Genomic DNA, 21,805 nt, shown 5'->3' with positions numbered 1-21,805 from the left:
ATGTACATACGGAGACACGTGATGGCCGATATGGTTCCACCCCGCAACAAACGCGGTTCGCGCACCGGCTACACCACCGGCAGCAACGCCTCAGCCGCCGCCAAAGCGGCTACGATTGCCCTCTTCAGCGGGCAGTGGCCGGCGCAAGTGACGATCACCTTGCCGATCGGCGAAACCGCTACGATGACACCCGCCGTCACCCGGCTCGATGAGACGGAAGCCTATTGCTGTATGCGCAAAGATGCCGGTGACGATCCCGATGTCACTCACGGCGCATTGATCTGCGCGCAGGTGCGGCTTGTGACCACGCCGGGCATCCATCTGGAAGGCGGCGAGGGGGTGGGACGGGTGACGTTGCCCGGTTTGGGTTTGCCGGTCGGTGGACCGGCGATCAACCCGGTGCCGCGCCAGCAAATTACCGCGAACGTCCTCGATGCTGTGCGCGAATGTGCTCCCGGCGGCGAAGCGTTTCTGGAGCAGGCTGGGCTAGAGGTGATCATCAGCGTGCCCGGCGGTGAGCAGATCGCGCAAAAGACGCTCAACCCGCGCCTCGGCATTATCGGCGGGATTAGCATTCTTGGCACCACCGGCAAGGTCTTTCCCTATAGCACCGCCGCGTGGCGGGCCAGCGTGATCCAAGCGGTCGAAATGGCGGCTCGCAATGGTGTGCAGAAGATGATCCTCTGCACCGGCGCTCGTTCCGAGAAGTTTGCGATGCGTATCTTTCCTGAGTTGCCGGAAATGGCATTTGTCGAATTGAGCGTCTTTACCGGCGATGCGCTCAAGACCTGCATTGCCCACGGGGTGCCGTCAGCCGTGTTTGTGGGCATGATCGGTAAGATGATCAAGACCGCGCAAGGCTATATGCAAACCCACGTCGCCGGTAATCAGGTCGATTTCGCCTTTCTGGCGCAGGTCTGCCGCGAGGTGGGTGCGCCGGACGAGCTAGTGCAGGCGGTGGCGCAGGCGAATACCGGACGCCATTTTCTTGAGTTGTGCCAGCAATATGGTCAGCAAGCACCGTTGCAGCGGATCGTGGATTTGGCCCTCGAACAGTGCCTGCGCTTCATTGCCGCCCACGGCGGCGCGATGGATTTCGAGACCATTCTGGTCGATTTTGATGGTACGGTGCTGGCCCGCGCTGCGGCAGTCGCTGCCGATCACGCGGATCCTGCGACTCTGCCGCCCCCGTTGATCGAGCGGTTGCTAACCGATCCGTTGCCCGAAGATGACACGGTCGTGGAGGGTGAGCCATGAGCCGGCGTGTGCCGATTTTGGTGGTCGGTCTGACCGATGCCGGCGCTGATGGTTTGCCGGCTAGGCTTCTTCTGCGCATTGCTCGCGCCGATCTGCTGGTCGGCGGGAAGCGCCATCTGGCTGCGTTTCCTGAGGTGGCCGCCGAGCGGCTGGTGGTCGAAGCGAGTGTGGAGCCGGCGCTGGCCCGGTTGCAGCAGGCGTGGGAAGCCGGTCAAACAGCGGTGGTGCTGGCGTCGGGTGATCCGCTTTGGTACGGCATTGGCGCCAGTTTACGGCGAGTGTTTCCACCGGAGGTGCTCGACATTGTGCCGGCCCCGACTTCGGCCCAGCTTGCCTTTGCTGCGCTGGCCGAACCCTGGCACGATGCGGTGTTGCTCAGTGCCCATGGCCGACCCTTGGACGCGATCATTCCGGCGGTGCTGGCCGCGCCCAAAGCGGCGATTCTGACCGATCGTCGGCAGACGCCGGCAGTGATTGCGCAAGCCCTGATCGCTGCCGGGATGGAACCCGCCAGCCGCTGCGCTGTCTGCGAGCAGCTTGGTGGGCCGCGTCAGCGCGTCGTCTCCGCTACGCTCGCCGATCTCGTCACCGCCGCGTTTGATCCGCTTAATGTGCTGGTGGTTTGGAACGACCGGCCCGTGCGTCCCATTCCACCCGGCCTACCCGACGAGGCCTTCAGCACCGAAGCCGGCCAAATTACCAAGCGTGAAGTACGTTTGATCAGCCTGGCCGAGCTGGCCTTGCAACCCGGCGAAGTGCTGTGGGACATCGGGGCCGGCAGTGGCGCGGTGGCGATCGAGGCGGCTCGCGCCTGCCCAACCGCGCGGGTCTATGCGGTCGAGCGGCGCGCGGTGTTTGTCGAGCATATTCACGCTAATCTGCGCCGTTTTCCTGCGCCCAACCTGTACGCGGCTCACGGCGAAGCGCCGGAGGCGTGCGCCGATTGGCCCGATCCCGATGCGATCTTTGTTGGAGGGAGCGGCGGGAGGTTGGAGGCGATCATCGCGCTGGCTCAGCAACGGCTGCGCATCGGAGGCCGGCTGGTGCTCAACCTCGTGACTGCCGGCCATCTCGCTACGGCGCTGGCCCTTTTGCCAGCGGCGCGGGTGGCGCAGGTACAGATCAACCGCGGCGCGCCGATCCAATCCGATCTACGCTTCGCTGCACTCAATCCGATCTTCATCGTGACGTGGCGAGTCTGAAGACGCTAAGAACGCTAAGGATTAACGCAAAGACGCTAAGATCGCTAAGGTTTTATGGGGGTAGCGATGCTTATGCCAAATTCTCAAAAAACGTTGCTTATCTTCGCGCCCTTCGTGCGGCAAGGTGTAGCGTGGTATGAGGTGGGTATGGGGTGCCTCAAAAAACGTTGCTTATCTTCGCGCCCTTCGTGCGGCAAGTGTAGCGTGGTATGGGGTGGGTATGGGGTGCCTCAAAAAACGTTGCTTATCTTCGCGCCCTTCGCGCCTTTGCGTTCACATCCTCTGCACCTTTGCTTGCTCTGCGCCTGAAAGTTAGGTGTTGGTATGAATGCTGAACTCGCCGCAGTCGGGATTGGCCCCGGCGACCCCGAACTGATTACGCTCAAAGGCTTGCGTGCCGTGCAAGCGGCTGATGTTATCTTCGCGCCGCAGAGCCGTGATGGCGATGCCAGCATCGCGTTGCGGATTGCCGCGCCGTGGATCGATCCTGAACGTCAGCGCGTCGTTACCCTCCCGTTGCCGATGACCCGCGACTCGGGTCAGTTACGTCCGGCATGGCAAGCGGCCGCCGATGTGATGCTCACCGAACTACAAACACGACAGCGTGGTGTTTACCTTTTGCTCGGCGATCCATTGCTGTACGGTACTTTTGTCTACCTTTGGCGTGAGTTGCGTGAACGCTCACCCAATCTCAGCGTGCGCATCATTCCAGGTATCACTTCCTTTGCCGCTGCTGCGGCTGCCGGCGGCTTGCCGTTGACAATGGCCGATGAGCGGTTGATCGTGTTGCCGGCCAGCTATGAGACCGATGCCGCTACCCTGCAGCGTCTGCTCACCGAGTTTGCTACGGTAGTGTTGATGAAAGCCGGTTCGGTCTTGCCGTCCATTCTTACTGCGCTTACCCAAGCCGGGTTACTTGACCATGCTCTCTATGCCGAGAGAGTCGGACTGGAGGGCGAGTTTATTACTCGCGATCTGCGTCAGTTGACACCGCAACCTCGTCCCTACTTATCGCTTGTCATTGTGCGTCGTGGAGAATGTCTATGACCTACCCTGCCGTCCCCGGAACAGTGTACTTCGTTGGTGCCGGGCCCGGTGCGCCGGATCTGATAACCGTGCGTGGGCGCGATCTGCTGGCACAAGCCGATCTTATTCTCTATGCCGATAGTCTGGTTGATGCTGCCTTACCGGCGGCGTATGCTCGTCCCGATGCGCAGATCGTCGGTTCGGTTGAGCTACATTTAGCCCAGATTGTCGATCTGATGTGTCAAGCAGCCCAAGCCGGTCAAGTCGTTGTACGCCTGCACAGCGGTGATCCGGCGCTGTACGGCGCGATCCACGAGCAGATGGCAGCACTCGATGAAGCCGGTATTCCTTACGAAGTGGTGCCGGGTGTGACGGCTGCGTTCGCGCTCGCGGCCCGCCTCGGTGTTGAGCTGACCGTGCCGGAATTGGTGCAGACGATTATTCTCACGCGGCCTGCCGGACGTACTCCGTTGCCCGAACGCGAGCAATTGGCGGGTTTGGCTGCCCATGGCGCGTCACTCGCCATCTATCTCGGTATTACGCGCTTGCCACAGGTGATTGAGACGCTGCTGGCGTCAGGTGCGTATACGTCGGACACGCCGGTTGTTGTGGCGTATCGAGTAACGTGGCCCGACGAGGTGATTCTCTCCGGTACCCTCGGCGATATTGTGCCCAAGGTTAAGGCTGCCGGTTTTACGCGGCAAGCTCTGATTCTGGTGAGTGAGGCTCTTAACCCGATCCACAAGCGGACCGATCGGCCAACCAGTCGACTGTACGATCCTACCTACAGTCATCGGCTCCGGCGTCGTGTGGTTGAGTAGTATTTGCGACTGCTCGACGCGGTAGCAGTGTGTCATCAGACTGAGGAACCTATGACCGAAGTTGCCATTATCGCGATCACCCGAACCGGTGTCGAACTTGCTCGGCGTCTTGCGCGTGCGATGCCGGCGACGGTATGGGTGCCGGCCCGTTTTGCCACCGATTGGCCGACTGCCCGAACATACACGACCGTTGCTGAAGCGGTACAGACGGCATGGTCAGAGGCACGTGCTGTCGTCTTCATTGGCGCCGCCGGTATCATCGTGCGCCTTATAGCGCCAATGTTGTCTCATAAAACCGATGATCCAGCAGTGGTTTGTCTCGATGAAGATGGCCGCTTTGCCGTACCGCTGGTAGGTGGTCATCGTGCCGGCGCGAACCAACTGGCTCGCCAGATCGCTGCGATCACCGGCGGACAAGCCGCAATCACCACCGCTAGCGATACTCAGGGATTACCCGCGCTTGATCTCATCGGGCGTGAAGCAGGATGGCGGATTGCCCCCGATTCGGCTGTCACCCACGTTATGGCCTGTCTGGTCAATGGCGACCCGATTGGAGTATGGGTTGATCCAGCCTTATCAACGGCGCGTACTTTGTTGGCCGAGGCATTAGTCGTTGCCCCTGCCGTCACGTGGCTGTCCGATCTGAACGAGTTGGCTACCGAGCGCTTCGCGGCGATCATCGTAGTCTCGCATCGTCGGATGAACGGTTGGTGGGAGCAGGTGCGGAGTAAGGGGTTGCGCTATCTCCCCCCCGTGCTGGTAGTCGGGATTGGTTGTCGTCGTGATACACCGGCCTCCGAACTGGCTGAGGCCGTTGCCATCACCCTCACCGATGCCGATCTCGCGCCTGAAAGCGTAATAGCCATTGCAACTGCCGATCTTAAAGCGGGTGAACCGGGCTTGCGAGCATTGGCCGAACAGATGGGTGTCCCTCTGACAATCGTTGCTCACGAACAGTTACGTAGTTTTGACCCAACCGCACTTAGCCCTAGCGCCGCTACCCGCTTTGCATTGCCGGGAGTGGCCGAACCATGTGCATTGATAGCAGCCCAGGGGCCGTTATTGGTGCCTAAGCGTGCGTTTGCCCGTTGTACGGTTGCAGTGGCCCTACGTGATGTGCTATCTGCACCGCTAACGGATACCGCATCGTGCGGTCATCTCACACTGGTAAGTATTGGGCCGGGCGACCTCATCCATCTGACCGAAGCAGCACGGCAGGCGCTTGCTAACGCCGATGTGGTTACTGGCTACGGACGATATATCGAACTGATCCGCCCTCTGCTCCGCGCTAACCAAGAGGTTATCGCCACTCCGGCAATGGGTGATGAGATGGGGCGGGCGCGCGTCGCGATTGAATTGGCGCAAGCCGGCAAGCGGGTCGTGCTGATCAGCAGTGGCGATATTGGCATCTATGCCATGGCAGCGCCGGTGTTCGAGACGTTACAGTCGTTGGGGTGGGATGGGCAGAATCCGGCCGTCACCGTACTACCAGGCGTCAGTGCTTTTCAGGCCCTGGCTGCGCGTCTCGGTGCGCCGGTGAATCACGATCTCTGTCTAATCAGCCTTAGCGATCTGCTCACGCCGTGGTCGGTGATTGAACGACGGTTGCGGGCGGCAGCACAAGCTGATTTCGTCATTGCACTCTACAATCCGCGTTCGCATGGGCGCAACTGGCAATTGGCGGCTGCTCTCGCCATCGTGCGCGACCATCGTCCGCCGCAGACGCCGGTCGCCTTTGGCCGTCAAGTCACTCGCGCCGATGAGCAGATCATGCTGACCACCCTCGCTGAAGTTGATCCAGAGCAAGCCGATATGTTGACGGTGGTGTTGATCGGCAATAGCCAGAGCTTTGCGCTGGCCGGCCACATGGTGACGCCGCGCGGCTACACCACTCGCACCGCTGCGCCAACCCCAACCACTGCTGCGCCGCCAGCGCCGGATTACCCGATTGTCTTGACCAAACCATCGCACATGCCGGCGGTCGTCATTGGCGGCGGCGCTGTCGGCGAGCGTAAAGTACGCAGTCTGCTCGCCGCCGGCTTTCCGGTGCGGCTGATCAGCCCCACTGTCACGCCGCAACTGGCGGAATGGGCTGCGACAGGAAAGCTAATCTGGGAACAGCGCAGCTATCAAGCCGGCGACCTCACCGGCGCGCAGTTCGTCTTCGCTGCCACCGATGATCGCACCGTCAATGCCCGCATTGCCGCGGCCGCCAGCGCCGCCGGCGCACTCTGCAACGTCGCCGATGATTCCAGCGACGGCGATTTCCATGTGCCGGCAGTACATCGTAGCGGCGGCATCACCATTGCCGTGAGCAGCAATGGCACCGCGCCGGCCCGCGCCGCCGCGATCCGCGACGCGATTGCCGAATGGTTGGCGGAAGCGTGATGTAGCTGTATGGCGTGTGGCAGTTTGCCTGTCGCACGCCATAAGTGGCGAGGTGCATTGCTATGCATTGCGATGACATTCTACGCGAGCCACCACAGATGATGACTTGTCGGAGATGCATGAGGTGCATTGCTATGCATTGCGATGACATTCTACGCGAGAGCATGGAGTGCGGCAGTTTGCCTGCACCATGAATGCTGTTCTACGCGAGCGTGTGCTGTGCGGCAGTGTAACTGCCGCACGCCACAAATGTGAGGTGCAGATAAGAGACGCTGTATGGTTCCAAATCGCCATCCGATCCGTGTTTATCCGTCCAAATCCGTGTGCATCCGTGTTCTATTTTCAACCTGTGTTCATCCGTATGCCTCCGTATCCATGTCCAACCCGGAGTAGCTTATGACCGGAAAAGCCTATCTCGTCGGTGCCGGCCCCGGTCGCGCCGATTTGATAACAGTACGTGGTTTGACCGTCTTGCGCCAAGCCGACGTCGTGCTCTACGATCGGTTAATCGCGGCAAGTTTGCTCGATGAAGCACCGCCATATGCCGAGCGGATCTTTGTCGGCAAACAACCCGGTCATCACACCTTCCGCCAAGACGGTATCACCGAGACATTGGTGCGCCTGGTGCGCAATGGTCTGCAAGTAGTACGGCTGAAAGGTGGTGATCCCGGCGTCTTTGCCCATCTCGCCGAAGAGGCGAGTGCGTTAGCGGCTGCCGGCTTACCGTTCGAGATTGTTCCCGGCGTCTCGTCGGTGTTAGCCATCCCGTTGCACGCCGGCATTCCCCTCACGTGGCGCGGGATCGCATCGGCCTTCACCGTCGTCTCTGGGCACGAAGTTACCCCTCACGGTTGCAGTGGAGTTAGTTGGGCTTTGTTAGCTGCCTCACCCACCCTGGTGGTCCTGATGGCACTGGGTCGCCTAGAGCAAGTCTGTGCTGCTCTAATCGCTGCCGGACGCAATCGTGATACACCGGCAGCCCTGATCAGCCGCGGAGCCAGCGCCGATCAGCGCGTGCTGCTGGCGACGTTGGATAGTTTGCCGGCCAGGCAACAAACGGCGCAATTACCGTCACCTGCCGTGCTGGTCGTGGGTGAAGTGGCGGCATTGGCCAATTCGTTAGCATGGTACGATCCGGCCCAATTTCCTACCAATCCGATGTTGTGGGACGACCTATGATCCACCTGCCCCGCCTATTGTTCGCCGCGCCGATGAGCGGCAGTGGCAAAACAACGATCACCGCTGGTCTGATCGCTGCCTTGCGTCAGCGCGGTCTGCGCATCGCGCCGTTTAAGTGTGGCCCTGACTACATTGATCCTGGCTATCATGCTCTCGCCGCCGGCAGGCCGTGTCACAACCTCGACTCGTGGCTGATTCCGCCTGACCAGATCGCCGGTGTGCTAGCGCGTCGAAGTGCCGATGCCGATCTTGCCCTGATCGAAGGGGTGATGGGCTTATTCGATGGTTACGCCGGTAATGACGATACCGGGAGTAGTGCCCATATCGCCCGCCTGACGGCTACACCGGTGATAATTGTGCTTGACGCGCGGGCAATGGCGCGCACTGCCGCTGCCATTATCGCTGGCTTGCGTGATTTTGATCGACGAGTGAAGATAGGCGGTGTGATCCTCAATCGAGTTGGTAGTCTGCGCCACGCTGTCCTCGTGCAGCAAGCCATTGAACAGACGGTCGGGGTACCGGTGTTGGGCTATCTGTTGCGTAACGAGACGCTCACTCTGCCTGAACGTCATCTCGGCTTGGTACCGGTGGCCGAACCGGGTCGTTGGCAAGAGTGGCTTGATGAAGCAGCACAGCGTGTGGCAACAACCATCGATCTCGACCGTTTGCTAGCGGTAGCAGCGACTGCACCTCCGTTGAACGCGCCGCCGGTGGAGCCGCTCGTGTCGCCCGACACCGGCCCACCTCCACTGATTGCCGTAGCCCGCGATGAGGCGTTCAACTTTATCTACCCCGATAATCTCGAACTTCTCCAGGCCGCCGGAGCAGAGCTGGCCTTCTTCAGCCCACTTCGCGATACCGCATTGCCGGCACGAACGGCAGCGATCTACCTGTGTGGTGGCTTCCCCGAACTCTACGCCGCCCAACTAAGCGCCAATCAAGCGATGCTAGCAGCCATTCGGATGGCAGCGGCGGCCGGTATGCCGATCTATGCCGAATGTGGTGGTTTGATGTATCTGACCGAGACCCTCATCGATTTGCAGGGTCAATCGTTCGCTATGGTTGGTGTGTTGCCCGGCCATTCGCGTATGACCCCGCGCCTCACTCTTGGCTACCGCACGGTCACTGCCCAAACCGATTCGTGGCTGTGGCGTGTCGGTGAAACGGTGCGTGGTCACGAGTTTCACTATTCGGTCTGGGAAGCGCAGCCCACCGATCTGCCGCCGCTCTACGCTTGCCTGCCTGATGCGATGCGTCCGCAACCAGCCAGCGAGGGGGTGGCGATCGGTCAGACGCTGGCGTCGTACATTCATGTGCATTTTCTGGCCTGCCCGGCTATCGCCGAGCGGTTTGTCGCCGCTGCCAGCACATTTGTTGACGCAAAGACACAGTAGATCCGGACGACTGTCCGGCTCCGCAGAGGGCGCAAAGAGGTAAATGCAAAGGCGCAGGGAACGCAGAGGGCGCAAAGGATTGTAAGGTATGATAGAAGTGATGCTACATCTAAACCTCTAAATTACTTAGCTTATTCAGATATTTCTGTGTAGTACCTAACGCTCAAATACCATCTTTGAATATAGAGTATGTGAAAACCATGCTATGCCAACCCTTACAACACCCTCTGCACCCTCTGCACCCTTTGCGCCCTTTGCGCCCTTCGCGTCTTCGCGTCTTCGCGCCTTCGCGTCTTCGCGTCTTTGCGTCTTCGCGCCTTCGCGTCTTCGCGCCTTCGCGTCTTCGCGTCTTTGCGTTCAAAACTCTGTGTCTTTGCTCTCTTTGTGCCTTCATGATTGAGGTGGATGATGAGTACAGTTATCCTTTTTACCGGCGGTGCCCGCAGTGGCAAAAGCCGTTGTGCCGAACAATACGCCGCTCGGCTCAGCGAACGTGTTGTGTACCTTGCCACGGCTACCGCCGACGATGATGAAATGCGGTTACGGATTGAACACCATCGTCAGCGCCGACCATCGACGTGGCGCACAATTGAAGCCACCACTCATCTCGCGACCGTGATTGCCGAACTACCGGTGGGAACGGTCGTGCTGCTCGATTGCTTATCGTTACTGGTGAGTAATCTGTTGCTGGCGAACGAATCACATCCTGAACCGGCTATTGAACGGGAGATCACCGATCTGCTGGCAGTCGTTCCTCAGCGTGATCTGACACTAATCGCCGTAACAAACGAAGTTGGGATGGGCATTGTGCCGGCCTATCCCCTTGGTCGGCGTTACCGTGATCTACTTGGGTTGGTGAATCAGCGCGTCGCCGCTGTTGCCACCGCAGTATATCTAGTTATCTGCGGTATTCCGGTCGAGCTGCGCGCATTGGAGGCTGCATGGAACCGCACGAAACTGTAGTCCACGGTGCGCTCGATGAAGCTGAGCTGGCAACGTTGGGGTTGCATGCCGAACAACTTATCGATTTCAGTAGTAATATCAATCCCTTTGGCCCGCCTGCAACTGTCTTGGCCGCCTTGCGTGCGCTCAATCCGGCTCCCTATCCCGACCGGAGCTGTCTCCGTCTGCGCCAACAGTTGGCGCACCTGCATCATTGTGATCCGGCTGCAGTGTTGGTCGGGAATGGTGCTAATGAGCTGATCCATCTCGTGGCGCGAGCGATAGGGCAGCCCGGCACGACTGCGCTCGTGGTGGCTCCGACCTACGGTGAATACGCCTATGCTGCCCACCTTGTTGGCATGACAATCGCTGAAGTGCGCAGTACTGCCGCCGATCAGTTCCAATTTGATCGCACCGTTCTTATCGCGGCTATTGAACACTTCCGTCCGCGTCTGCTCTGGCTCTGCTCGCCCAATAACCCAACCGGTGTGGCATTAGATACGGCGACCATCCGCGAATGTGCCCACGTCTGTGCGCGCTACGATGGTTGGCTGATACTCGACCGTGCCTATCTCTCGCTGACCCGTGACTACACCGGTTGCGATCCGCTTGACTCCATCGCCGTGCCCCGTCTGATCCGTATCTATTCGCTCACCAAAAGTTATGCCGTAGCCGGGTTGCGGATCGGCTATCTGATTACCACTCCCGACGTAGTCAGTACGATTGCCCGCTTTCAACCTGCGTGGAGTGTCAATAGTGCGGCACAGGCGGCAGCGTTGGCGATGATGGCCGATACCGCATTTTTATCGACAACACTACCACAACTATGGGCCGCGAGTGATGAACTGGTCGCCGGTTTGCATCGGCTTGGCTTGCACGTGTGGCGTTCCCAGATGCCCTTCATGCTGGTGCAAAGCACCGATGCAACCTTCACCCGCCGACAATTGTTGACCCACGGCTGTGTAGTACGTGATTGCACGTCGTTTGGTTTGCCGGATTGGGTACGGGTCGCGCCACGTCGTCCGGCAGAAAATGCACGTTTGCTGACGGCATGGCAGGTGCTGATACCGAAGTATGCTCATACCGGTGATGGTTAAGCTGCTTGTTTGTTAAACGTTTCACGAGGAACCATCATGCCTGCCCCTGTCGTAATGGTCATCGGTACCGCTTCATCGGTTGGCAAGAGCACGCTAGTCGCTGCACTCTGCCGGTTAGCTGCTCGACGCGGCTTGCGTGTTGCCCCGTTCAAAGCCCAAAACATGAGTAACAACGCCGCTGTGACGGCTGATGGCGGCGAGATCGCGCGCAGCACGGCGGTGCAAGCCGCGGCTGCCGGTATTGCTCCTACGGTTGCTATGAATCCAATCTTGATCAAGCCTGAAGGCCAGCGTCGCAGTCAGATCGTGGTTGAGGGCAAGCCGTGGCAAACCCTTGCTGCCGCCGATTTTTGGCAACGCAAGGCGCTGCTGTGGCCGGTGATCACCCGCAACCTTGATGCGCTGCGTGCCGAGTATGATCTGGTCATCGCTGAAGGCGCCGGCAGTCCGGTTGAGCTAAATCTGAAGGCCGGCGATCTGGTCAATATGCGGGTAGCTGTCTATGCCCAAGCCCGCACCTTGCTGGTCGGCGACATCGATCGCGGTGGGATCTTTGCCCAACTGCTCGGCACCTTGATGCTGCTCGAACCGGCTGAACGCCGTTTGATCGAGGGTCTGATCGTCAACCGCTTCCGCGGCGATCCGGCCTTGTTCGTCGATGGTGTGCGCATATTGGAAGAGCGCGGCGGTGTGCCGGTGCTGGGAGTGGTGCCATGGATTGAGGATCTTGATCTACCCGCCGAAGATGCGGTGGCACTCGAGCAAGCCCAACCGACCCCGGCGCAAGGTCTCACGATAACTGTCATTCGCTTACCGGCCATCGCCAATTTCGACGACTTCGACCCGCTGGCCCGCGAGCCGGGGGTGACGGTGCGCTACATTGATCACCCAGCGCAATTGGCCGGCGCGGCGGCGGTAATTCTGCCCGGTACCAAACACACCCTCGCTGCCCGGCGCTGGTTGCGTGAACGTGGATTTGATGAAGCGTTACGTCGTTTTCCCGGTGTCATTGTTGGTATCTGTGGCGGCTACCAACTGCTCGGCGAGCGAATTAGTGATCCCTTAGCGGTAGAAGGTAATGGCGGTGATGAAGTCGGTTTGAGTTTATTACCGGTCGAAACCATCTTCGTTATGGCAAAGCAGACAACGCAAACGGTAGCGCGCGCACGGGTACCGTGGGGAGGGCAAGCACCACTGCACGGTTACGAAATCCATATGGGCCGCACGCACCGGATCGGAGCAGCACCCGCGCTGTTGACCATTATCCAACGTGGTGCGCAGACCGTGCTCGAAGAAGATGGTTGTGTGAGCCATGATGGTCGTGTGTGGGGATGTTATCTCCATGGCCTCTTCACCAATGACGAGTTCCGGCACGGCTGGCTCCGACAGTTAGGCTGGCAACCGACAACAGCCGTCTCAGGATCGGTCGATCCGTTCGATCGTCTAGCCGATCACGTCGCACTCGCGTTCGGTGCGACGGTGCTCGACCGGTTATTCCCATTAACGGAGTGACCATCCCTCATCACCCACCCATAGCCGGATCGGAACACGTTCGGGTGGCAGGTCGAAGAGTAACGGTACGCTCCGCAGCCCGCTGTAAGGAGCAAAACGGTCTTCAAGCGCCAAATCACCGTATACGCTTCGCCCAAGCAGATCGAGGTAGCGGCTCGAAGCTCCGGCAATTGGTCGGTAGCGCTGGCCCGCATCATCTTCGAGCATAAAAACGGTGGCGGGTAATGTTCGTTCCAGCAGGGTATTATTACTCACTGCGATCAGTGCTACCCACAACGTTCCGGTAGGTTTAATGTCACCAATTCCCTGCTCAATCGCGACTACATCCTCGCGCCGGAGCAACCCGAACTGCCAGTCATCATACGTCACTAGGCGACCAATGGGCTGCATTGCCGGTTCTGGCGATGAAGTTGGTTGTGGGGTAGAGGTCGGTGGTAGGGGCGAGGGGGTTGGCACGTTCGGCGTTACCATCGTTCCACCGGCCAACGGTGTCGGTAACGGACCGATCGTCGCCAGTGTTGGTGGCAGATTGGTGGTAGAGAGTTGATGAGCTGGTGGTAAGGGTAGCTTTTGCCGCTGCCACATCACAACTGCCAGTAACCCACCGGCAATCAGTAAGAGCATCGCCGGCAATTTCCATCCCAATCGACGTTGGCGTGGTTGGGTTTGGTCGTGCCGTCGCGTTGAAGTCAGCGGTGGCGGTAGTGCCATCTCTCCACCGGCGGAGGTCGCCACCGGCGCCTTATTGAGAAGTTGGTTCAGCGGTGAGGAGTCTCTCCTCTCCGTCCCACCGATAAGGGGCATTGCCGTCGTCTGATTATTTGGTTCCCCACGGAGCAGGATCGGTGAGAGATGCGAGGGTTCAATCACTCGCTCTCCGCTTGGAGGGAGTGGGGAGCGGGGTGACGGGCCGATCCGACTCAGCGCTTCAGCGCGCTCAGCAGCGGTTGCAGCGACTCGCGCCAGCCCAATCCACACCCGTTGGTCGTAGGGGGCGATGCGGGCAAGCGCACGAAAAATTCGTCGTGCGGTGAATAGATCACCGCGGTGCGCAGCCAACGCACCGCGGCTTAGCCACTGCTCGATATCGATAACCTGCTCGTTGTCCACCCTACTTCCCGTACTTGCCAACGCGAGCTTACACTTAAACTCGCCGTAGCACAAGCCAACCTTGATTGGGATTGCTACGGGCAAAGAAGACCAGATCGGTCGCATCGGGGGCGACATCGAACAGAATAGCTACACTACGCACAAAGCCATCGGCGGGTACCGGATCACTATGGCTCAGGTCGGCATTGATCCCCCGGATCACATAGGCGTCTGACGCATCCAGACGCGGTGTCCACACTCGACCCTGCGCATCTTTCAGCACGAAGAAGTCAAGCGGAACCGGCTGATCTTGCCCGGTTGTATTCCGTACAAACGCCAACACAACCACGAATCGGCCATTGTTCGGAGTAATGCCATTGAGTGGACCAATAATCGGTGCAGCATAGGTAGGCTGATTGAAGTCGTATGCCCAACCATTGCTGGTCAATTCAGTACCGGGGTTAACCAACGTCGGGTTTGCTAAGGCCGGATCAATTGTCGGCGGTGGTGGCGGCGCCGGTTCTGGCGTTGGTTCGACAGTTGCCTCAGGCGTAGGCTCCTCACTCGGTACGGCCGTCGGTTCCGTAACCGGAGGGGTTGTCGGTGCCAGTGCAGACTCGGCGGTGGCGGCAGCGCTCGTTGCCGCTTGGCTGGTCGCCTGGGTAGATGGTGTACTGGCGGTACGGTTGCGCTGTGCCAGGAACAAAAAGCCTAGTCCTACACATGCTACCAGCAAAACAGCGAGCAAAATCACCGTGAGCGGCGTTACACCCTTCTTCGCCGGTACTGTCTCTGCCTCAAGATCGGTATTGTTCGGCTTGGGTGGGCCAGATCGCCGGAAAAGATTGCCCAGGCTAAAGCCACCACTACGGCGGGGCGGATTGGCCGCCGGCTTACCACTGCCACGCGCCCAACTAGTGCTGGGGCGGCTGCTTGGTCGTGATGGTGGCTCACTCGAACGTGAAGGACGTGATGCAGATGCTGTTGGTGCTCGCTCGCCTGCTGGTTGCTTGCTCGTCGGTTCACTGCCAAGGGTTGCTTCTGGACGGGGAACGGTGGGATCGCGCCGCACCGGGCCTGAATCGGCAGCCATAACCTCTGATAACTCATCGAGGGCGGCAAATGGATCATCCTCATCAATTTCGGGTGCCGGCGGTCGTGTAACCGGAGGAGACGTTGGTGGCGGTGTTGGCGCTGTTTGAGGGAGTGGCACTCCGAGGGCCTGTAATCCTTTCTTTGCCATCTCGTTGTTCGGATCAAGACGCAACACCTGCTCAAGCGCGGCCTGCCGCTCTTCACGATCTTCTGCAACACCGGCCAGCCAGAGCCATCCTTGAACATGATCGGGATGCTCGCGGGTCAGCAGGCGGAAGAGCTTGCGTGCTTCGTCCCTCTCCCCTTTTCGTGCGGCTTCAACGCCAAGCTGCAAGATGCTTTCGGGATCCGCCATGACCTGTCCTTCCTTTTATTCCCGCCTGAAGGCAGCAATCAGAATTGTGCGGTAATCGCGCCTATTCTAGCATGGATATTTGTAATGGTCAACACTTTTCACAGGATCTGACGCACTCATACGCGCTAGATACTACCCATGACTTGCAAAAGTGCAAATAGTTTTTTTCAAATCTCATAACTGAAACTCAGAGAGTCGCACAACGTGCGACTCTCTAAGGCCAAGCTCACACAATGAATGATCTAGACCGTAATTGCCCGCCCACGATGGATCCGTCCGGCGTAGCGCGTATCAGCTTCTGGCGGCAACGGGGCAGTGACCAACAAGACAGCCTCGATAAAGCGTTCCAACTCTTGCTGGCGCTCACGCGGATCACGTGGTTCTTCGGCGCGGGCACGCCGGGTCAAATCAACCTGATTGATCAGAATCCGCTGCGCGGTACGTTCACTTTCCACTCCAATCGTAGCCGTAAATGCATGGAGCGTTGTCTTCACGAAATTGGCCAGGGCAAATTGTTCGGTGCTCGATGTCGCCGTCGTTTCGGGTGTGACCAACACCAAGCTCGCTCCGTCGCTCAGTGCAATCTTGCGGGCGACACGGAAATGGTGCGTTAGTTGATGTTCGCACAATTCGGCAAACTCTGCTTCACTAAGCACCGTACTCCAGTCGCTGTCCTTACGTCCAACCAACGGTGCGCTTGGTAGTGGCCGGAAGGGAGTGCAAACCACCGGACCTGGTCGGCCATAGTTGGCAATGGCTTGGTCAATGGCTGCTTCGATCTGGTCACCGGCAACGATGATCGGTAAACGACCGGCCTCAACGTGATCGTGCAAAAGATGACGCATCTTCTCGGCGCCGGCTTCCGTTTCGACGATCATCACAACCTGTCGCGCACCGTACCGCTCCAGATAGGCACGCGCCAATAAGTTGAGATGCTCGGTGAGATGTTCACCGATCAGATAGACGGTGCTCCCCACCAGTTCGGCCAGCCGTTCTGGCGCCGGTAATCCGAACAGTTCGCCACCGGTAGGAGTGCGTTCGTAGCGCAGGCCGCCCGATGGGTGGAAGGTTTCACCGCTGACGTTGCGGTCGGCGAGGTAGTAGACGGTCGCCATCGCCACGTCAAACTCGGTCGGCATACGCTGTAGGTACAGCATCCCCATAATGCCGTCGCGGACCTTCCGCGCCTCACGGTCGATTTGCGCACGGGTGAAAAAGGGATCGGGTGGTACTGGCAGGTTCGCAAAGATGTCAGCCGGTAGATCGTACCCACCGTTGATCAGCCGAGCCAGTAGCTTAGCCGCGATTGAGCGGTTGAGCAAGAAGCTGCTCGAAGAAGCTGCTGGGTCGCCCTCACTGTGGAATCGCTTTGCCAATGTTCGCAATACGTCAGGGGCTGTCGGATGTTGGGCAAGCGTGGTAACATCATTGGATAAGAGCAATTCAACCAGCTCACGCATTGGACGGCTGTCGGTGCGGGCTGCCGTAATCAGGGCAGCGTGCAGCTCATTGAGTCGCTTGTTCTCCAAGATCAGCCGTGCCCGTCGTGCGAATAGCCCAGGTCGCTCGCCGGTACCGCGTAACCGATCACCCTCAACCGGACCCGGCGCAATAGCGTTGATCTGAATCTCGGGGCCAAGGAAGCGGGCAAATACCTCAGCCATCGCTCGCTGACCGGCCTTGGAGACAGCGTAGTCGGCGCGGTTCGGGTAGGGAATTGCTGCATCTTTCTCGCCGCCAAAATACGACGAGACGTTGAGAACATAGCCACTCCCCTGCTTCTTCATGAGTGGCGCCAGTTTGCGCATCAGCGAGTAGTTGCTGATCAGATTGGCGTAGAGAGTATTCCGCCAGCCCTCAACTGGCATGTCGATCACCATCTCTTCGACCCCAGCGATACCAGCGTTGTTGATCAGGTAATCGACCGTGCCGAACGCAGCGAGTGTTCGTTCTACCAGATCAATGAGCTGTGCTTCACTGCTGACATCACAGCCTGGCGCAATCTGTACCCGCTCCTCCACGTCGGTGTAGCCGACCTCGGCCAATTCGGCCCGAATCATCGCTTGCATCTGTTCGAGCTTGTGTCGGTCGCGTGCAGCAAGCATCACACGCGCCCCGCTAAGGGCGAGCAAGCGACCGATTTGCCCGCCAATGCCGGCACTACCGCCGGTGATCAGCGCCACTTTGCCTAAATGCAAGCCGATGAGGCTTTCGGCCCAACCGACCGAGGCACTGCGGGCACCGGTCGTTGCACTAATGTCGGCCGGTATGGTCAGGGTAATCTCGTTGATCCGACGCTGGCTATGCAAGAGCTGTGCTGTCCACGCACAGGCAAACTCCAACCCTTCGAGGCTACGGTTCGTAAAACGCACAATCTGGCTGGCCCATACCGCAGGCAACACCCGTTCACCGGCTGCTGTTGCACGCTCATAGTCAAGGGCAGCCTCATGGCGCCAGACACGGATCAACTGTTCGATAGCGGCACTCTGAATCCGTCCGTAAGGGTTGCCAGCGGTGCCGGCGCCATTCGAGAGAAAGATGACACGCGGCTCGCGTGCCCGCGCTCCCGGTGCGATCCGCTGGGCTTGCCAATACCGTGCCAGTCGGCTTGCAATGATAATCGAACCAACGATCTCATCGTTCAAAAACGCTTGCACATGGGCGTCGTCAATATCGATAACCTGCGTGGCCGGTTCGTGCCCCGACGCCGGAAGGATAACCGCAGCGTGGATACCTCCGGTATTCTCGCCGGCCCAGTCGAAGAGGGCATCGATCGTGCTCGGATTACGTGGGTCGATTGGAAGGGCAATTGGCGGTATAAACGACTCGCCGGCCAGGCGCCGACTCTCACCGATCGCCTGCTCGAATTGGGCGAGTGCCGCTTCCGAACGAAAGCCGATAATCACTTCACTCCCACATGTGCGGAGCATACCGGTGAGGGCCATCACTTCTTCGATCTGATCGCCGGCACAGATTAGCGTCGTGCGGCCATTTGCGTCGATGGTGCGAAGGTCGGTGCGGGCGAGCAGACTCGTTTCACTGCTGGCCGGCAATTCCATGCCGTGTGTCACCTCTATCGTCTCACCGGTCAGGGCCGCTGTTTCATCACTGGCCAGAAAGACTGCTGCATCGGCTACGTCACAGATGGTAGGGAAGCGGCGTTCGAGCTGGCCTTGATCGTTGGCGCGATACAACCGCATCGTGGCGAGGAACTGGGTAGCCGTATCACCTTCTGGCCGGCCTTTGAGCTGGTCCATGCGTTGAAAGACGGTCTGAATCCGTTCACTCTCGATTGGGCCGGGGAAGATCGTATTGACGCGGATGCCCCGAGTACCAAGCTCACGCGCTGCAAGTTGGGTAAGCGTATTGAGGGCTGCTTTCGGGACAACATACGGAATACGACCATAATATTCAGCCCGCGAAAAGATAGTCGAAATGTTAATAATCGCGCTACCGGGCGGCATATGAGGGGAGAGAATTCGCATCAGATGCCACGCCATGCCCAGGAGATTCGCGACACTTGTACTCAACGCCTCTTCATCATCGAGGTCACAGTCGGTTTCGTTTAGAGGTATCTCGGCCAATCGTCGTTGGGCGCCGGTACTCCCTGCATTATTAACCAGAATGTCAATGTGCCCATGCCGACCAATGATCGCTTCAACGCCGGCGCGCACTGCCGCCGGATCACTCCCATCCATCACTTCAAGATCGATCCGTTTTGCCGGTACACCCGCTTCGCTCCGTAGCCGTTCGGCCAACGTCGCCAGTTTGGCGCTGTTCCGTCCGCTGATGATCACGGTGGCACCCTCGGCGAGAAAGCGACGGGTCATTTCACTTCCGATGTTCCCTGCACCGCCGGTAATTAGCGCAATCTTTCCTGCTAATCGCCCTGTTACGCTCATGCGCTCCCCCATCGCCAGTGGTTGGCGCTGTCTTAACATTACGCCTGTTACGTTACGATAGTTATAGTATACCATGCTCTTGTTCTAAATTTCACACACTGTTCCTTCGTTCTGCCTAACCTTTGCACGGTCAAGCGTGGTATGATGCATAAGTCTCCAGGCTTACCAGGGAGGTTATGATGCAGCGTCTGTTTTCGTCGGCTGCGCTTCGCAATTTGCAACGATTGCGCCGCGATCCTCTGACGCTACTGGCCGAATTGGCGGATCGTGGTGATCTGGTTCCGTTTCGTGCCGGCCCGCAAGAGATGCTGTTAGTCAACCATCCGTCATTTATCCGTGACGTATTGGTGACCCACAATCGTGCCTTTGTGAAAGGCCGTGTGCTGGAACGGGCAAAACGGTTACTGGGCGAGGGTTTGCTCACGAGCGAAGGGGAGGTGCATTTGCGCCACCGCCGGTTGATTCAACCGGCCTTCCATCGGCAACGGATTGCCGCTTATGGCGAGACAATGGTGGCATCTGCCGCCGATCGGAGCGCACGCTGGACCGACGGCGCCGTGCTTGATGTGAATCGCGAACTCATGGCGATTACGTTGCGTGTTGTCGGTGCTACTCTCTTCGCCGTAGAGACGGAATCCGATGCCGATGAGGTCTTTGCCGCAATGCATGATCTGGTGGCGATGTTCGATCTAGCCGTCTTGCCGTTTGCCGATTGGCTGCTGGCTCTGCCGTTACCGCCGGTGCGTCGCTTTCAAACGGCAAAAACTCGGCTTGATACCATCATCTACCGGATTATCGCCCAACGTCGAGCCAATCCGGTTGATCACGGCGATCTCCTCTCGATGTTACTGTTGGCCGTCGATCATGAACGTGGTGGGTATCGAATGACCGATACACAACTACGTGATGAGGTGCTTACCCTCTTTTTAGCCGGTCATGAGACGACCGCCAATGCCTTAACGTGGGCTTTGTATCTGCTTGCCCTCCATCCACCGATTGCAGCACGGCTGAAGGCCGAGTTGACGACTGTGCTCGGTAATCGCGATCCCACGGTTGCCGATCTGCCGGCCCTCCGCTATACCGAATGGCTGTTTGCCGAGGCGCTGCGTCTCTATCCACCGGCGTGGTTGATCGGACGGCGCGCTATCGCACCGGTGACGATTGGCGATATGCGGGTGCAGCCTCAGACCATTGTGCTGATGAGTCCGTGGTTGATGCATCATGACCCGCGCTTCTTCCCCGATCCCTATCGCTGTGATCCGTTACGTCACACGCCTGAAGCCCAAGCGGCACGACCAAAATTCGCCTTCTTTCCCTTTGGTGGTGGTCCGCGGAATTGCATCGGTGAACCGTTTGCATGGATGGAAGGGGTGTTGGTCCTGGCAACACTGGCTCGACGCTGGCGGTTTGATCTTGTGCCTGAGCATCCGGTCGTTTTGCAGACGGGGATAACTCTTCGTCCGCGTTATGGGATTCGTTTGCGGTTATCATCGTGTAATGACCGTGCTACAATGTAATATTGAACGTACTTGTCGTTATGCGATTCCTGGATAGCTGATTACTAACCTATGAATAGTGTTGTCGCACATGACTATGAAGCGGTGTATACCACCGCTGCTACTATTGATGAGTCTGACCGGGGGCGACTCTGGATGCGAGGTCGTGATCGGGCGTCGCTGTTACATCGCCTCTCGACGAACCATATTGAGCGACTGCAACCCGGGCAGGGAACATTGACGGTACTCACCACGCCAATCGGTCGCATGATCGACCTACTGCGGGTGTACGCCCTTCCCGACGCACTCTTGCTGGAAACGGGACTGCGTCATGGCGGGCCAATCTTGCGCCATTTGCGTAAAAATATCTTTTTTAACGACCAGGTCACCGTTGCAGATGCCGGTAGTGAATTGGGTCAGATCGGTATCTATGGGCCGCAGGCCGGTGAGGCTGTGCAAGCTCTTGGTTTACCGATGGTCGCGGAACGCTATGGAATCGTTGCTGCGCAGTGGGAAGAGACGCCGGTATTGATCGCCCGTTGTGAGCCGCTCGGTGGTGATGGCTATACCCTTTATCCGCCGGTAGCCCAAACCGAGGCGTTGCTGGCTGCGCTAGTTGCTGCTGGTGCTATGCCACTTAATGCTGAGACCGCTGAGTTAGTGCGTATCGAACATGGGTATCCGCGCTTTGGGCATGAAATCACCCTCGACTACATTCCGCTCGAGGCCGATCTGTGGCATGCGGTGAGTTTTCAGAAGGGTTGCTACGTCGGCCAAGAGATTATTGCACGTATGGAAAGCCGAGGTCGGATTGCTAAGCAGTTGCGCGGGTTGCGATTGATGGCACTGCCGCCAATCGTACCTGCTCCGCTCATGGCTGACGGTAAAGAGGTTGGTGTGCTCACCAGTGCTGCCCACTCGCCGCGATATGGCGTGATCGGGTTGGCGTATGTGCGTAGTGGTTACGCTGATGCCGGTACGACGGTGCTGGTTGCCGATCAGGTAGCAAAAGTGTGCCGGTTGCCCTTTACCGCTGAGTAGGTAGGAAAT

Annotated in this window: 15 protein-coding genes; 12 read left to right on the top strand and 3 right to left on the bottom strand. The window is 58.7% G+C overall.

The annotated features are described in order from the left end of the window. Positions 1-21: 21 nt before the first annotated feature. The 10 genes from ACP5OT_RS03640 (at position 22) to ACP5OT_RS03595 (ending at position 12,818) form a co-directional block, all read left to right on the top strand. Positions 22-1,257, top strand: a complete 1,236-nt coding sequence (locus ACP5OT_RS03640) for a cobalt-precorrin-5B (C(1))-methyltransferase (RefSeq protein WP_424677370.1) — start codon at positions 22-24, stop codon at positions 1,255-1,257. Next, positions 1,254-2,459, top strand: a complete 1,206-nt coding sequence (cbiE, locus tag ACP5OT_RS03635) for a precorrin-6y C5,15-methyltransferase (decarboxylating) subunit CbiE (protein WP_428131351.1) — start codon at positions 1,254-1,256, stop codon at positions 2,457-2,459. The genes ACP5OT_RS03640 and cbiE overlap by 4 nt, the downstream gene beginning before the upstream one ends. Positions 2,460-2,783: 324 nt before the next feature. Then, complete coding sequence (gene cobI / locus ACP5OT_RS03630; RefSeq protein ID WP_424677372.1) at positions 2,784-3,506, top strand: precorrin-2 C(20)-methyltransferase; 723 nt, start codon at positions 2,784-2,786, stop codon at positions 3,504-3,506. Further along, the gene (gene cobM / locus ACP5OT_RS03625; RefSeq protein ID WP_424677373.1) at positions 3,503-4,306 is read left to right on the top strand and encodes a precorrin-4 C(11)-methyltransferase; all 804 of its coding nucleotides are present in this window, start codon (positions 3,503-3,505) and stop codon (positions 4,304-4,306) included. Before cobI ends, cobM begins: the two co-directional genes overlap by 4 nt. A 51-nt stretch (positions 4,307-4,357) precedes the next feature. Continuing rightward, positions 4,358-6,694 carry a precorrin-3B C(17)-methyltransferase gene (gene cobJ / locus ACP5OT_RS03620; protein WP_428112309.1) on the top strand — a complete coding sequence of 779 codons (2,337 nt, stop codon included), beginning with the start codon at positions 4,358-4,360 and terminating at the stop codon, positions 6,692-6,694. A gap of 396 nt (positions 6,695-7,090) precedes the next feature. After that, the gene (gene cobA / locus ACP5OT_RS03615; RefSeq protein WP_424676646.1) at positions 7,091-7,873 is read left to right on the top strand and encodes a uroporphyrinogen-III C-methyltransferase; all 783 of its coding nucleotides are present in this window, start codon (positions 7,091-7,093) and stop codon (positions 7,871-7,873) included. Further along, positions 7,870-9,267 (top strand): cobyrinate a,c-diamide synthase, encoded by a 1,398-nt coding sequence (locus ACP5OT_RS03610; protein ID WP_428131349.1) that lies wholly within the window; start codon positions 7,870-7,872, stop codon positions 9,265-9,267. Before cobA ends, ACP5OT_RS03610 begins: the two co-directional genes overlap by 4 nt. A gap of 408 nt (positions 9,268-9,675) precedes the next feature. Beyond that, the gene (cobU, locus tag ACP5OT_RS03605) at positions 9,676-10,230 is read left to right on the top strand and encodes a bifunctional adenosylcobinamide kinase/adenosylcobinamide-phosphate guanylyltransferase (RefSeq protein WP_424676644.1); all 555 of its coding nucleotides are present in this window, start codon (positions 9,676-9,678) and stop codon (positions 10,228-10,230) included. Beyond that, positions 10,209-11,306: a pyridoxal phosphate-dependent aminotransferase gene (locus tag ACP5OT_RS03600; RefSeq protein WP_424676643.1), complete on the top strand. Its 1,098-nt coding sequence runs from the start codon at positions 10,209-10,211 to the stop codon at positions 11,304-11,306. The genes cobU and ACP5OT_RS03600 overlap by 22 nt, the downstream gene beginning before the upstream one ends. A 36-nt stretch (positions 11,307-11,342) precedes the next feature. Next, entirely contained in the window at positions 11,343-12,818 is a 1,476-nt protein-coding gene (locus tag ACP5OT_RS03595; RefSeq protein WP_424676642.1) for a cobyric acid synthase, read from the top strand. On the opposite strand, the gene ACP5OT_RS03590 is transcribed toward ACP5OT_RS03595, so the two are convergent. From ACP5OT_RS03590 to ACP5OT_RS03580, 3 genes are all read right to left on the bottom strand, one after another. Beyond that, a complete protein-coding gene (locus ACP5OT_RS03590) occupies positions 12,807-13,928 on the bottom strand; it encodes a tetratricopeptide repeat-containing protein (protein ID WP_424676641.1) in 1,122 nt (373 codons plus the stop codon). The two genes, ACP5OT_RS03595 and ACP5OT_RS03590, sit on opposite strands and share 12 nt — an antisense overlap. 34 nt (positions 13,929-13,962) lie before the next feature. Next, complete coding sequence (locus tag ACP5OT_RS03585) at positions 13,963-15,357, bottom strand: tetratricopeptide repeat protein (RefSeq protein WP_424676640.1); 1,395 nt, start codon at positions 15,355-15,357, stop codon at positions 13,963-13,965. Between the two features lie 242 nt (positions 15,358-15,599). Beyond that, positions 15,600-19,259, bottom strand: a complete 3,660-nt coding sequence (locus tag ACP5OT_RS03580; protein WP_424676639.1) for an SDR family oxidoreductase — start codon at positions 19,257-19,259, stop codon at positions 15,600-15,602. Between the two features lie 176 nt (positions 19,260-19,435). Between ACP5OT_RS03580 and ACP5OT_RS03575 the strand changes: the two genes are divergently transcribed. Beyond that, the gene (locus ACP5OT_RS03575; protein ID WP_424676638.1) at positions 19,436-20,776 is read left to right on the top strand and encodes a cytochrome P450; all 1,341 of its coding nucleotides are present in this window, start codon (positions 19,436-19,438) and stop codon (positions 20,774-20,776) included. Positions 20,777-20,827: 51 nt separating this feature from the next. Further along, entirely contained in the window at positions 20,828-21,796 is a 969-nt protein-coding gene (locus tag ACP5OT_RS03570) for a YgfZ/GcvT domain-containing protein (RefSeq protein WP_428131345.1), read from the top strand. Positions 21,797-21,805 lie beyond the last annotated feature (9 nt).

The organism is Chloroflexus sp. (assembly GCF_049970315.1).
GTDB lineage: Bacteria > Chloroflexota > Chloroflexia > Chloroflexales > Chloroflexaceae > Chloroflexus.
Note: the sequence above shows the minus strand (reverse complement) of the source record. Positions and strands in the feature narration are given on the sequence as shown.